General features: G+C 68.7%; 15 protein-coding genes. 2 read left to right on the top strand and 13 right to left on the bottom strand.

The annotated features are described in order from the left end of the window. From VM681_06040 to VM681_06090, 11 genes are all read right to left on the bottom strand, one after another. Window positions 1-420 (bottom strand): hypothetical protein (locus VM681_06040; protein HVL87548.1); only part of this gene is annotated, 420 nt, incomplete at its 3' end. A 70-nt stretch (window positions 421-490) separates the two neighbouring features. Continuing rightward, window positions 491-1213, bottom strand: coding sequence for a class II glutamine amidotransferase (locus VM681_06045; protein ID HVL87549.1), 723 nt, complete (start codon window positions 1211-1213; stop codon window positions 491-493). A 47-nt stretch (window positions 1214-1260) separates the two neighbouring features. Beyond that, window positions 1261-2292: a presenilin family intramembrane aspartyl protease PSH gene (locus VM681_06050; GenBank protein ID HVL87550.1), complete on the bottom strand. Its 1032-nt coding sequence runs from the start codon at window positions 2290-2292 to the stop codon at window positions 1261-1263. Window positions 2293-2349: 57 nt separating this feature from the next. After that, a complete protein-coding gene (locus VM681_06055) occupies window positions 2350-2547 on the bottom strand; it encodes a hypothetical protein (protein HVL87551.1) in 198 nt (65 codons plus the stop codon). A 109-nt stretch (window positions 2548-2656) separates the two neighbouring features. Next, complete coding sequence (locus tag VM681_06060; GenBank protein ID HVL87552.1) at window positions 2657-2839, bottom strand: hypothetical protein; 183 nt, start codon at window positions 2837-2839, stop codon at window positions 2657-2659. 11 nt (window positions 2840-2850) lie between these two features. Then, window positions 2851-4131, bottom strand: coding sequence for a proteasome accessory factor PafA2 family protein (locus VM681_06065; protein HVL87553.1), 1281 nt, complete (start codon window positions 4129-4131; stop codon window positions 2851-2853). 4 nt (window positions 4132-4135) lie between these two features. Beyond that, on the bottom strand, window positions 4136-4432 hold the full coding sequence (locus VM681_06070; GenBank protein HVL87554.1) for a helix-turn-helix domain-containing protein: 297 nt from the start codon (window positions 4430-4432) through the stop codon (window positions 4136-4138). Between the two features lie 189 nt (window positions 4433-4621). Beyond that, window positions 4622-5188, bottom strand: a complete 567-nt coding sequence (locus VM681_06075; GenBank protein HVL87555.1) for a hypothetical protein — start codon at window positions 5186-5188, stop codon at window positions 4622-4624. Then, complete coding sequence (locus tag VM681_06080; GenBank protein ID HVL87556.1) at window positions 5167-5496, bottom strand: hypothetical protein; 330 nt, start codon at window positions 5494-5496, stop codon at window positions 5167-5169. The genes VM681_06075 and VM681_06080 overlap by 22 nt, the downstream gene beginning before the upstream one ends. 56 nt (window positions 5497-5552) lie before the next feature. Continuing rightward, entirely contained in the window at window positions 5553-7088 is a 1536-nt protein-coding gene (locus VM681_06085) for a winged helix-turn-helix transcriptional regulator (protein HVL87557.1), read from the bottom strand. Window positions 7089-7220: 132 nt separating this feature from the next. Next, window positions 7221-7481, bottom strand: coding sequence for a hypothetical protein (locus tag VM681_06090; protein HVL87558.1), 261 nt, complete (start codon window positions 7479-7481; stop codon window positions 7221-7223). A 238-nt stretch (window positions 7482-7719) separates the two neighbouring features. On the opposite strand from VM681_06090, the gene VM681_06095 reads away from it, so the two are divergent. Next, a complete protein-coding gene (locus VM681_06095) occupies window positions 7720-9027 on the top strand; it encodes a hypothetical protein (GenBank protein HVL87559.1) in 1308 nt (435 codons plus the stop codon). A 105-nt stretch (window positions 9028-9132) separates the two neighbouring features. Here VM681_06095 and VM681_06100 read toward each other — a convergent pair whose 3' ends face one another. Beyond that, window positions 9133-10773, bottom strand: coding sequence for an AAA family ATPase (locus VM681_06100; protein HVL87560.1), 1641 nt, complete (start codon window positions 10771-10773; stop codon window positions 9133-9135). 222 nt (window positions 10774-10995) lie between these two features. On the opposite strand from VM681_06100, the gene fen reads away from it, so the two are divergent. Beyond that, window positions 10996-12066: a flap endonuclease-1 gene (fen, locus tag VM681_06105; GenBank protein ID HVL87561.1), complete on the top strand. Its 1071-nt coding sequence runs from the start codon at window positions 10996-10998 to the stop codon at window positions 12064-12066. Window positions 12067-12081: 15 nt separating this feature from the next. Here fen and VM681_06110 read toward each other — a convergent pair whose 3' ends face one another. Next, the gene (locus VM681_06110) at window positions 12082-12792 is read right to left on the bottom strand and encodes a hypothetical protein (protein HVL87562.1); all 711 of its coding nucleotides are present in this window, start codon (window positions 12790-12792) and stop codon (window positions 12082-12084) included. Between the last annotated feature and the right edge of the window lie 80 nt (window positions 12793-12872).

Raw genomic sequence — 12872 nt, forward strand, 5'->3', positions numbered from 1 at the left:
CTCCGTCACGCCGCCGGAAAGCGACCAGGCGCGCACCGAGAACTGCGTCGGTGGAAGCAGGGAGTCGACGTGCACGACGACCCAGTCGTCGCTGTTCTCCCACGCGAGGATCGAAAGGCGGACCGTGGTCGAGTTCGAGGCGACGACGAGGACGCGATCGCCACGCGATTCGAGGTTGAGAGAGCCGGGAATGGCCGGCATCCGCCACGTCGCCGCCGCGCTTTGGGGATTCGTGGCAAGCTGCGACGCCGTCGCCTTGAGCTGACCGAACGACTGCGCGGCCTGCACGAAATTCGCGCGCGCGTTTGTCTCCTCCACGAGCGGGCCGCCCGAGAGGAGGATGATCGTGATGCTGATGAGCACGATCGTCATGATGAGGATGCCGCCGACCACGGCGCTGACGCCGTCCTCCGTGCGCACGACGGCGAGACGGCGGGGCGTACGGATGGCCCTTTCGCTTCCGCCCCGCGCAGAAGAGCCCGGGCAGGCGCTAGACGCGGAACAGCGGCACCACGCCCTTGAGCCGGCCGTTCTCCGCGACGAGCATGTGCTGGTTCTCGACGGGGCGCCAGTGCGCGGGGAAATGGGGCTCCTGGGCCACCCACAGGACGCCCTGATCGGAGGCGAAGACGAGACCGTGGTCCTCGTGGCCCTTCGTCGAGTCGTGGATGGCAAACAGGCGGGGGCCGTCCGTGAAGACGCACGTGAGCGCGGTGTAGGAGGCGCACTGCGATCGGACGCGGCGCAGCGCTTCGACCATCGTCGGCACCGTGGGACCGGGATTCTCCAGGCGCGGCAGGAGGAACTTGAACAGGCGCTCGCTGTCCGTATCGCCCTCGGCTGGGACCGAAAGCTCCGGACGGTAATCGTGGAGCGTCCCGTTGTGGGCAAACGCCCACCGTCCGTGCAGGAACGGGTGCGTGTTCTCCAGGCGTACGGACAGGCCCGCGCTTGCGGCGCGAAGGTGCGCCAGGACGGTTCCGGCGGGGCGTCCCTCGGCCAGGCGAGCCATCGCTGCCGCCCAACTCGAATCGGGCGCGTCGGCGGGCTTCGCCTCGCGGCCGAGGTGCCGCGGGCCCTCGGCCGTCGCGGCGACGACGCCCCAGCCGTCGCGGTGCGGCCCGCACGAGCTTTTCGTGCACAGCGAGGGGAAGTCGGTGAAGCGCTCCGCGGCGATGGGTTGCGCGGAGTTGGCGGCGAGGATGCGGCACATGGCGGTGGCATCCGGGCGCCGGTAGGAAAGGTTTGCGCTCTTGGTCGTCAGATCGGCAGGAGCGGGGCGACGCCGTAGAGGGGAAGGAGCGCGGCAAAGAAGCCGAGGATCGTGCCGCCGTTCAAGCTTGGAAGGCCCGCCTGCGGTCGACCCGAGAGGACAAACCACATGAGAACCGCATAGCCGGCCATCGTGCCCGCAAGGGCCGCGAGCGCCACGACCCAGTTGCCCGGAAGGCCCAGGAGCGCGGGATCGGCGGGCAGGAACGCGAGGCTCGAGACGACGAGGACCGCGGGGATCACGATGTCCCCTAGCCCCATGAACATGGCGTCGCGCGGCTCCTCCTTCTCGACGCTTTCCTTGAGCCGCTTCGTCTCCGCGAGGAAACTGTAGCCGCGCTTGCGGGGGACGACGAGGATGATGGGCAGGCGCATGTCAAGGACGGTGTCGGCAAGGTCGATCATGTGCTTCGTCCGGTACACGGCGATCGCGTCGTAGAGGGCGAAGGCCACAAGCAGCAGGAGCGCGGGCAGAAGCCCGAAGCTGATGCCAAAGATGGCCGCCGCGCCCGCGGCCACCGCGACGCCGGCGACGTCGATGACCCACCATTCCGGGTGGACGTACAAGAGCGAGGTCACGAGGAACGCGACGACGAGCGCGGCCACGTTCGAGCCCGTGACGATCCCCGTCGCGGCCGAGGAGAACAGCGAGGGGTCGGCGCCGACGATCGCGCGCAGGCCGATGGCGGCCAGGGGCTGGCTCACGTAGACGAGCGTGAGGAGGACGAAGGAGAGGAAGATGTATCGGATGAGGCGCGCGAAGCCGTACCTGGCCACGAGCAGGATGACGAAGGTGAAGACGATCACGAGCCCGAGGTAGAAGACGGCGTTGACCGGGTCGTCGGGCCGCTCGAAGATGGGGCCCACCTCGGCCTGGTAGATGCGCGCGCTCGCCATGGCAAGCAGGATGCTTCCCAGAAGCAGCAGGCCCATGAAGAACGCCGGCACGAGGTCCGCACGTTCGACGGGCGCGCGCGTCGCCGCGCCCTGCGGGGCGTGCGGTTCGACGGAAGAGGGCATCCGGTCCGCGACGTGGGCTGGGCGGTATCTAGTTGACGGTTCGACCGCCGCGCGCGCCTACGGCGCCGCGGTGCCCGGTTCGGGCTCTTTGAGCGAAGACAGGTCCACGAGGGCGTCGTCCGGCAGCGGGTGCTGCGCGAAGTACAGCGCAAGCGCCTTCTCCACCGACACGCAGATGGGCTGGCCTTGCAGCGCCTTCACCGCGTGCAGCCTGATGTGCAGGGCGACGGGCAACTGGACCTTCAGCTCTTTCACGCCGGCCTTTTGGGCCAAACTCTTCCCCGGAATGCCGCTCTCCTACCCCATCATAAACCTTGCCGTGACGTCGTGGAAAGCTTGGAGGCCGCCGCGGGGAAAAGACCCGCTAGCTTGTCGCCTTCGTCCGCGTTCCCGCCTGGCCCTTCTTGCCCTGGAAGCGCGCGGCGTCGAGGTCGAGGTCGAAGTCCTTGTCCTTGGCCGAGGCGGCCTCGAACTCCTCGCCCACCTCGAACTTCACCTCGGTCTTCTTCGCCTGCTTCGTCTTCTTCTTCAGCTTGGCTCCTGGCACGGTCCTCACCTTCAGATCGGCACCTTCGTCGAATAGGGATCGGGAAGCTCGATCGTCTCGGCGCCGCCCTCTTCCGTGAGCACGCGGATCTCGGCCCAGTCGGCGCTTGCGATCTCGTAGTCCTCGAGGATCTTCACCCGGGCGAGCGCCCGCGTGTCGGACGGCGGTTCGCGGATGGCGCGCTTGATCTCCTGGTCGGTGAGCACGCGGTCGATCCGGCCCTCCTGCAGGAGGCGCCCGTACAACGAGCGGTGCTCGGAGACCTCGCTGTACTGCTTGACGGCGGCAAGCTCGACGTTCTCCGCGCGGCCCTTGAGATCGATCATTCGCTCGACCTCCATGAGGCGGCTCATCCACTCGATCTTGCGCGAGAGCGCCTTGACGTCGCCCTTCTCCATCTTCGTGAGGATCCACTCCCACGTCGCGAAGGCCTCCTTCTCGTCCTTCGTCGTGACGAGGTCCTCCACCTCGGAGAGGTAGTACCGCTGGATCTCCATGGGTGTGGTCTTCTTGCCCTCCTTGGGCTCGAGCTTCCACTTGAGCGGATCGACCATCTCCACCATGCGCCACATGTCCTCGAGCGGGTTCTTGAGCTCGGGCGGGTTCCGGATGCGGTCCTGCTCCATCGCGCGCAGCACGAGCGCCGTCGCCGTGTGGCGAACCCAGATGGGAACCTCGCCCATGAGCGCGTCGCCGATGATCACGTGCAGCCGACGGAACCGCGAGGGGTCGCCGTGCGGCTCGTCGCGCGTGTGCAGGATCCCCGTGTTGTACAGGTTCCCGCCGGAGACGACCTGGCTTGTGAGGTAGGCGCACGGCGAGAGCACGTAGCGGCCCTCAATCACGTCTCCTGCGCCCGTGTAGATGATGCGCGAGACGAGGAAGGGCACGAGCTTCTTCACGAAAGCGTCCGGGAAGGCAAGCTCGCGCGAGATGCAGTAGTTCTCGTGGCTGCCGTACGAGACGCCGTCCGGGTCGGTGTTGTTCTTGTAGGCGCTGATCTTCACGTTGTGGTCGTTCTCGAGCTTGAGACGTGCGAGATCGACGATCCTCTCGCCCGCCTTCTCCCACAGGAGGCAGTCGCGGGCGTTTGTCGTCTCGCACGTGCTGATCTCCAGGTGCCCCACGTCGAAGTACGCGCGGCTTCCGTTCTTCAGGAATTCGCCGCCGGCCGAGAGATCCGAGCTTCGGATGTACTCGAGCGCAAGGCGATGCGGGTCGATGCCCAGGGGGTTCATGCGGTGGCTAAAGAGCGTGTACTCGTGCTCCGTCCCCTGGACCATCGGCTCCATGGCGCTACGTCCTCCCCTGCGCGCGGCCGCGCGTCGCCGGCTTGGCGCGTCGCGGCCGTCCGGGCGCCGGCGCGCCCATCTCCTCGCGCATGGCAAGCATGCGTGCGACGGAGGGGTGCGCGAGGTTGAGCCGGAAGAACGTGCTGTTGCCGATGCGCCGCGTCTCCTCGACGATGCCCTGCTTGGTGAGTCGGGCAAGCACCTTGTACACGGTGGGCCGCGCGACTGCGGCGTGGCGCGAGAGCTCCATCACGTTGTAGTCGAACTCGGGGTGCTCGGCCAGGAAGTCGAGGAGCTTCACGTCCGGGCCGTCCCCGAAGAGCGATGTAAACATGTTTGACAGCCGTGTCAATCTTGGATGCTGCTCTGGCAAAAGGCTTTCGGCGCGACGCTCGGCGGCGGCACGGCCGGGGTGGAAATGTCGCGCGGCTGTCGGCGCACATCCGGCCCCGTTACTGCGCATATGCGCAGTAAACGGCTCACGATCCCCTCAGAGGCGCCTCACAAGCCCTTCGAGAACCATCGTGTACGGTTCCGGATTGCAGCCGCAGCCGGGCGAGTCATAGACCCAGCGGAACTCTGTTTCCAGGCCCGGCGGTCCCAAAAAGAGGCTGCTTCGGCGACCATTTGGCAGCTCGCAGTCGACCCGCAACGCGTCGGATCGCGATCCGACCCGCTCGGAGCCGCACGTGTACATGGTCTCCTGCAGCGTGCAGAAGGGCACGTGGTGCCGCCAGTCCGCCAGGATGTCCCCGGCGCCGTCCGCGTCGAACGCCGTGACCGTGATGCGATGCACCGTGGTCGGGGATTCCAACTGGTTGAGGACGGTGAAGTACCCCGGCGGAGGGTCCGTAATCGTCTGCACCGTGACCGTGACGAAGATCGCCGGGTCGTTGCAGAGCACGTTCCCGTTGTGCAAGGTCCGCGTGAAGTGCACGGTGCCTTGCGCCTGCGCGATGAATTCCTCCCCCCCGGGTTCCAGCAGGGCGGCCGTCGGCGGGGTCAGGGCAAGGGCAAGAGCGGTTGCAAGTCCGGTCAGGGCGGCACGTCGTCGCATGCATGGCGCACCTCCGCGGCCGTCGTAAGGTTCGTCCTTCGAAGGTCCCACGGCCGGTCGTCGGCGCGGAACGGCTGGCCGCGCCCGTCGCGCTCGACGTGCAGAGCGCCGGCTGCTGCCGGGCGCGCCCCCGCTCGCTCCCACGCAAGCTCGTCGATCCGCGCCTCGATCTGCGCGTCGAGCCGGAGCAGGCGCTCCCGCTCGCGCGCGTCCACCGCGCGGGCAAGCGCGCGCGCCACGGCCCGGCTTTGGGCAAGCAGCTCGTCCAGGGCACGGTGGTGCTCGGCGTGCGAGCGGGAACCGCACATGCAGGGTGAGGGTCGTGGCGCCGGGCGATAAGAACCTTCCAGCAACCTTCCGACGCTCAAGCGGCGTGGAGCCGCAGCGCGCGGCCGCCGCGCTCGATCCGAAGAACGCCTGCGGCCGCCAGGCGCGCAACGTGGTGGTGGACCGTCGTGCGGTCCAGGGCAACGGCAAGGACGACGTCGCGCACGCCAAGGCCCGGTTGCGCCCGCGCCGCCTCCACGATGGCCCGCGCCGCGGGCGAGGCAAGCGCCGCCTCGCGGGTCGCCGCGCCTTCCGTTGCGTGGCCGGGCAGGAAGAAGTGGATGGTCTTCGACGCCTTGCGGGCCACGAGCAGCCGGTCCGCCACGAGCCTGCGCAGGTGGTAGCGGGCCGTCGTCGGATGGACGCCCACCGCGCGCGCAAGCCCGCGCTCGGTGAGACCTTGCCTCGAAGCGACTTCGGCGAGGATGGCGCGCCGCGTGGCTTGCGCCGGAAGCTCCCCGCCGCGCAGGCGGTGGTACAGAAGCGCAAGCACGGCAAGGGCGGCGGCCACGAGGGGAAGGACGGGCGCGCGCTCGGCGGCCGACTCTGCGAGGGATCCCGCCGAGGACTTGAGGGGGCTTGCGCTCGGTGGATCGCGAGCGATGGCGCGGTCCGCGTGCGGCCGATCCAGCGCGGCCGAGGCCGCGCGGCCCACGCCGGGAATCCCCGCCGGCGCGGCGAGCCCGTCGGAGGCTGCCTCCACGCCAAGCGAGGCCGACGGGGCCGCTTGCGCCGCCGATCCGGCGGAACGCAAGGCAACCGTGACGGAGCCGGCGACCAGCCGCGCTGCGATCGTCGGCGCCTGGACTCCGGCGCGCGCCGCGGGCGCCTCGAAGCGAACGCCTCCGCCGGTGGCTTCGTCGAACGAGAGGTGCGCTGCCGCAGACGGCACGTCCCACGTGGCGGAGGCCGCCTCGAAGGCCGCTCGGGCAGCCGCGTCGGCTGCGCCGATTGCCGAGCGGGCGACGCGGACGAACGATTCGGCGCCTTGGCGCAGGAGCCCGCCTGCGGGGATCGAAACGGCGCACAAGCCTGCCTCGGGCGCGTCCTGCTTGTTCGGGGGGCCCGAAACGTAGACCAAGCTCCCGCAGCGCCGACCTTGGTCGAACGGGTTTGCGCCGTCGGTCGGGTCGTGCGATGCGCCTTGCGCCGCGTCGGCCGCGTCGTCCCAGTGCGCAAGGGCGCCGGCCCACGCGCGGGCGAGCGTGTGGATGGACGGCCGCGCGTCGAGCCTCGACGGGATCGCGCCTTCGCCGGGGAGGGCCGATCCGCGGGCGGACATCGGCGTGCCGTCGACGGCCGCTCCGGCGGACGACGCGTGGGGCCGCGCGGGTTCGAGGCGGAGATCGTGCAGTTCGACTTCGCGCTCGGAGGAGACAATCTCCCATCCCGGCAGCTCCTCCGAGGAGACGTCGACCTCGGAGGGCGCGTGGTCGCGCGTGGAGGCGGAGTGGGCCGATCCCGTGGGGCTTGCCGACTCGAAGGTCCAGTCGGAGCCCTCGAGCGCTGCGGCCGCGGGCGCGGCAAGCGCAAGCAGCGCGGCGACGGCGGCGACGCTGCGGAAGGTCCCCATCGGTGATACCCTCGGGCGTCCGGGGTTTAAGCCGGTTCTAGGCCGGTCCTTGTCCAATGCCCGCATCGCGGACAAGTCCATGTGGGCCCACTTGAATCGTTTCCTCCGAAGATCCGACGCCGTCGGGCGTCGCTACACCAAGTGGCAGCGTTGCAGCCAATCGCCGACGACCTGCGGGTCCGGCGACGTCAGCGCAAGCAGCGGCGGGCGGGGGCAACAGGCGGGGTAGTGCCCCGCGACGCCGATGAACGTCTCGCAGCGAGGCGGCTCGGGGGGCGGCGGGCACGCCGGATACGGAGGGCCGCACGGTTCGGCGTCGGCCCGCGCAGGGTCGGCCGCAAACGACGAGGTGATCGCCAACAAGCCCAGTCCCACGATGGTGCTCCACCGCATGCGGTCCCGTCTGCTCGCGCCAGTTCAAGAACCATTTCCAGCAAATCCCCCACGCAAGGTGGCTGCGCACAAGCGAGCATTGGTTGCGGCAGCTTCGGACGAGGCCCCGCGCCTTCGCGACGGCCCGCGCTTGCGCCCAGCGCGCCTCGGTGTGGCCACGTTGAAGCGTGGTCCCGGTTGAAGCCGCACCGCGTGGCGGTCCGTACAAGGCTATAGCGCAGAAGGCGGCTGCGCCTGCATGGGCCGCTTGCGCGCCTTCGTCGCCATGTCCGTGCTCGTTGCGATCGCGCTTGCCGGATGCTCTGCGCCGTCCGGGGCCCCGCCGCCCGGCTCGTCCGGAGACGATTCCGGGTCGCCCGGGGACCGTCCCGGCCCGACAGGCGGTGGTGGCGACGGCCACGGCGGGAACGGCAACGGTGCGAGTGGAAACGGCAGCGTGCCTCCCCCGGGACAGAGGCCGCGGTTTGCCGGCTGCTACGGCGCGGGCCCCGTGCGATTCACGGTCTCTCCGATGCGCGAGGAGGATTTTCCGAGCATCATTCCGTACGGGCTTGTCGTCGGCGCGCACGTGACGCCGATCGACCACATGTACTTCTCGCCCGCCAATGGGTACGGCGGCGAGCGCGACGTGTACGAGGTGCGGGTGATTGCCGACGGCGTCATCTACAGCGTCCAGCCCCGCGACGTGAACGTCGACACCGGGGCGGCAAGGCAGCGGGAATGGCGCATGGACATCGCGCACACCTGCACGTTCACGAGCTACTTCGATCTGCTGACGTCGCTTGACCCCGCGATCGAGAGCGAGTACAACCGGACCTTTGGGGGGCGCGCCGGGCCGTGGGACGGCATCCCGGTGCGCGCGGGGCAGGTCGTGGGCCGCATCGGCGGGCAGACGCTCGACTTTGGCGTGTACGACTACAACGTGACCCTGCCTGGATTCGTGAACGTGAGCGCGTACGCCGGGTACGAGCCTTGGAAGGTGCACACGGTCGATCCGTTCCCGCATTTCGACGAGCCCGTGCGGTCCATGCTCGAGGGCAAGAACCTCCGCGTGGCGCCGCCGCGCGCCGGCAAGATCGACTACGACGTGGATGGCCGCCTCTCGGGCAACTGGTTTCTCAGCGGAACGAACGGCTATGCAGGCTTGGAGCAGCGGCGCTACTGGGACGGTCACCTGTCCTTGGTGTACGACCACCTCGATCCCACGCAGCTGCGCTTCTCGATCGGCAACTGGACGCCGGGCCGCGAGGGCCAGTTTGGCGTGCGCGGCAACGCGCCCGATTGGGGCGACGTGTCCGACGCGACCGGGCGGCTGGCGATCGAACTCGTCCAGTTCCAGCACTACGCCGCGAACGACCCGTCGCGCATGGGCGAGGTCCGATTGCGGCCCGGCGACGTGCCGCGCGCGCGCAACTTGGAAAGTGTGCAGGGCGTCGCGCTCATGGAGCTCCTTGCGCCGCGGCTGCTCAAGCTCGAGGTGTTTCCGGGCAAGACCGCCGCCGAGGTCGACGGCTTCACGGATGCTGCGAGGATCTACGAGCGCTGACGTTTGGCCGAAGGCCGCCGCGAGGGCACGTGGACGTCGTGCTCACACGACCTCGGCGCTTTCTGAGCGCAGCCGAAGGCGCGCGACGAACAGTGGAAGTGAGGATCACATCACTTCTACGCCTTCGGGCCGGAACTGCGCCCGTTCGCGTTGCCGCTTCGCGTAGACGCTCGATTCGACGAGCGCGTGCTCCTTGCTCTCTTCCTCGACCGCTTTCACCAGGTCCTCGGGCAGCAGCCCGAGCGGCTCGCGGCGGGGGTCCTTCTGCGGGAAGGCGAGGCAGCGCTTCACGTAGTTCTTCTTGCCCGTCGTGACGATGGATTCGAGAAGCGCGCCGGAGACGATGTCCTTGCGCTTGATCGTCTTCACCGCTTCCTTGGCCTCGGCGTCGAGCTTGAACTCGACCCACTTGTTGTCGTCGAAGAGCTCGGACAGGAGACGTTCCTTGAGCGCCTGGAGCGCCGCCTTCTTGTCGCCGCCGTGCTGGTCCACGTACTCCTTCTGCAGCGGCAGGTCGTCGGTGAGGTAGATGTCGAGGATCTTCTTGGCCGCCTCGCGGTTGGGCCGCGGGATCTCGATGACCTCGTCGAAGCGCCCGGGGCGCAGGAGCGCGGGGTCGATCATGTCCGGGCGGTTCGTGGCGCCGAGGATGTACACGTCCTTCAGCGTCTCGATGCCGTCCATCTCGGAGAGGATCTGGGCGATGATGTTCTTCTGCACGCCCGCCGAGTCCTGCTGTCCGCGAGTCGTGCCGAGCGCGTCGAACTCGTCGAAGAAGATGATCGAGGGCGCGTTCTCCCGCGCCTTGCGGAAGATTGCCTTGATCATGTTCTCGGACTCGCCGACCCACTTCGAGAGGATGTCGGCGACCTTGATGTTGAAGAACGTGAAATTGTTCTCCGTGGCGACGGCCTTTCCGATGAGCGTCTTGCCGCAGCCGGGCGGGCCGTAGAGGAGCACGCCCTTGGGCGGCTTCAGGTGGATCTTCGCGAAGAGCTCCGGCTCCTTGTAGGGAAGCTCGACCACGTCGCGGATGCGCTCGATGACCTCCTCGAGGCCGCCGATCTGGTGGTAGCGCAGGTTGGGCTTCTCGCCGAGGAAGAGGTCGCGGATCTCGTTGCTCGGCCGCACCTCCAGGATCTCCATCGTGGGGGGCAGGAGCGAGACCTCGTAGCCGATCTTGACCTCGTCGAGGAACTCGGGGTTCATCTCGACGACCTTCTTCTCGAAGCCGTCGCCAAGCGTCACGACGAGCTTGCCGTTCATGACGTCGACGACCTTGGCGACGACGCCCTGCTCGAACTGCTTGGAGGCTTCGATGATGGCGAAGGTCTTGGGGTGCAGCCAGACGTACTGGCCCTGCTTGAGCTCCGGCTTCTCCTTGTTGCCGGTGTTGACCTTGAGGATCTGGTTGCCGTTTGCGACGGAGACCTCGCGGGGGCCAAGGTCCAGGCCCGTCACGCGCAGGATGTAGCCGTGCAGAAGCGGCGGCTCCTTGATCTGGTTGAACTTCTCCTCGTACGCTTTCACGATCGCCTGGAGCTCGCCGACCTCCTCGTGCAGCGTCGAAAGCTGACGCTCCAGCTTGCGGGTCCGCTCCTCCCGCTCCGAGAGGGCCGCCTCCACGCGCTCGGCCAGCGCGTCCTCGTCCTCGACGGAGGTCATCTTGGAGTCCCCGAGGCTCTTGCCCAGAACCTCGGCGATGCGGCCCACGGCCTTCTTGTCGTCGCGGCGCTTTTCGCCCACCATCCGATCCACCGAGTCGCCAACGTCCGCTGACGCGGGTCGACACATAGACTTGGACGTCGGATATTATTTAGCGGTTTCGATCGGTGACTCGCGCGCGCGTCGCGTCCCAGACATGTCGGGTGGACACTTTTTGCCCCGACGAACGTTCCGCACGGAAACGGGCATTGCGCGAGGCGGCCCGCCTCCGGAGTTTTTCCGAATCGGGCCGGAGCGCGCGCCGTGCGCTCGTCCGCAACCCTCATCCGCTGCCTTGCCGTGGGGTCGGACATGGGCGTGGACCTTGGCGATCTCGTCCCGCGCACGCCGATTGGCCTTCGCGACCTTGCCGGCAAAGTCGTCGCCATCGACGGACACAACGCGCTCTACCAGTTCCTCTCCATCATCCGTCAGCCCGACGGAACGCCGCTTCGCGACCGGCGGGGCCGCATCACCTCCCACCTCTCGGGGCTCTTCTATCGCACCGCGAACCTCGTCGAGGCAGGCATCAAGCCCGTGTACGTGTGGGACGGCCTGCCGCACGCGTTGAAGCGCGCGACGATCGACGGCCGCGCGGCGGTGAAGGCGAAGGCGGAGTCGGCCCGCCAGGCCGCGCTGGCCGCCGGCGACACGCGCACGGCCTTCTCGAAGGCCACGCAGACAAGCCACCTCGACCGCGAGATGCTGGGCGAGGCAAAGAAGCTCCTCGACGCGCTTGGGATCCCGCACCTTTCGGCGCCAGGCGACGGCGAGGCGCAGGCGTCCCACATGGCCGCGCGCAGCGACGTCCACGCGGCCGTGAGCCAGGATTACGACGCTCTCCTGTTCGGCGCCCCCCGGCTCGTGCGCAACCTCGCCGTCACGGGCCGGCGCAAGCTGCCGGGCCGCCAGGTGTACGTGGACGTGGAGCCCGAGGAGATTTTGCTTGCCCCCTCGCTCTCCGCCCTCGGGCTCACGCGCGAGCAGCTCGTGGACGTGGGCCTGCTCGTCGGGACGGACTTCCATCCGGGCGTGCACGGCGTGGGGCCCAAGAAGGCCGTGAAGCTCGTGAAGGAGCACGGGAACCTCGAAGGCGCGCTCGCCAAGCTTGGCGTTTCCATCCCGGAGGCCGACGAGATCCGCCGCATTTTCCTTTCGCCTGCCGTCACGAGCGACTACGCCCTCGCCTGGAAGCCGGCGAGCGAGGCGGCCGTCACGGAGCTTCTCGTGCACGAGCACGACTTCTCCCTCGATCGCATGGAGAACACCTTCGCCAAGTACCGCGTCGCCAAGGAGCAGATGCGTCAGCGCAGCCTCGACGCGTTCTTTGGCTGACCGTGCGCCGCGGGTTCAGGCGCCGGCGGCCACGGGGGACCCGGCCACTGCAAAGCCCGGCTCCGGGGCAACGTCGGACGTGTAGAAGCGCACCTCGCGCCCCGCGCGGACCTTCCGCAGCACCCCAAGCTGCACGAGCTGGGCCACGGGGCGCGCCAGGCTCGCGGGGCGGACGCCCACCTTCTCGGCCAGGCCCACGCCGTTGATCCCGGGGTTCTCGCGCACGGCGTCGTACACGCTTCGCGCAGGGCCGTTCTTGAGGACGTAGAGCGTGCGAAGCTGCGAGAAGTCGTACTCGCCGCGAGGGAAGAAGCGCTTGAAGCCGCCCTCCTTCACGACCGTGACGTAGCCGGCGCGCTCGAGCACGGCCAGGTGGTAGAGGACGGTTCCCCACCCGCACTCGACGCGCTTGGCAAGGTCGGAAAGATGGATGCCCGGCTCGGCTCGTACGGCGTCGAAGAGATCCTGGCGCTTGCCGTGGATCGCCTTCTCCTTCGTGATGCGGCTGAAAAGCGGCGCAAGGAGCAGCCAGCGCAGGGGGCGCGTGGGGGCGCCGCTTGCGGCCGTCTGCAGGGCGGCCAGGCTCGCGGCGGTTCCAAGCGCGCCCACCGCCACGAAGGCGGGGCTTGCCACCGGCGATGCGGCAGGCTCGGGACCGGCGGGCGCGGGCAGCGGGGGAAGCACGGGGCGGACCTCGATCGCGGAGAGCGCAGCAAGGTCGAGCACGAGCGGCAGCGAAGCGGCCGCTCGTGCTCGACCTTGCTGCGCTCTCCGCGATCGAGGTCCGCCCCGTGCTTCCCCCGCTG

The organism is Candidatus Thermoplasmatota archaeon (assembly GCA_035541015.1).
GTDB lineage: Archaea > Thermoplasmatota > SW-10-69-26 > JACQPN01 > JAIVGT01 > DATLFM01.

Excerpts from the sequence above, each read along its gene's own strand:
- VM681_06045 (HVL87549.1), bottom strand. The coding sequence starts at position 1,213 with ATGTGCCGCATCCTCGCCGCCAACTCCGCGCAACCCATCGCCGCGGAG.
- VM681_06050 (HVL87550.1), bottom strand. The coding sequence starts at position 2,292 with ATGCCCTCTTCCGTCGAACCGCACGCCCCGCAGGGCGCGGCGACGCGC.
- VM681_06065 (HVL87553.1), bottom strand. The coding sequence starts at position 4,131 with ATGGAGCCGATGGTCCAGGGGACGGAGCACGAGTACACGCTCTTTAGC.
- VM681_06075 (HVL87555.1), bottom strand. The coding sequence starts at position 5,188 with ATGCGACGACGTGCCGCCCTGACCGGACTTGCAACCGCTCTTGCCCTT.
- VM681_06080 (HVL87556.1), bottom strand. The coding sequence starts at position 5,496 with ATGTGCGGTTCCCGCTCGCACGCCGAGCACCACCGTGCCCTGGACGAG.
- VM681_06085 (HVL87557.1), bottom strand. The coding sequence starts at position 7,088 with ATGGGGACCTTCCGCAGCGTCGCCGCCGTCGCCGCGCTGCTTGCGCTT.
- VM681_06090 (HVL87558.1), bottom strand. The coding sequence starts at position 7,481 with ATGCGGTGGAGCACCATCGTGGGACTGGGCTTGTTGGCGATCACCTCG.
- VM681_06095 (HVL87559.1), top strand. The coding sequence starts at position 7,720 with ATGGGCCGCTTGCGCGCCTTCGTCGCCATGTCCGTGCTCGTTGCGATC.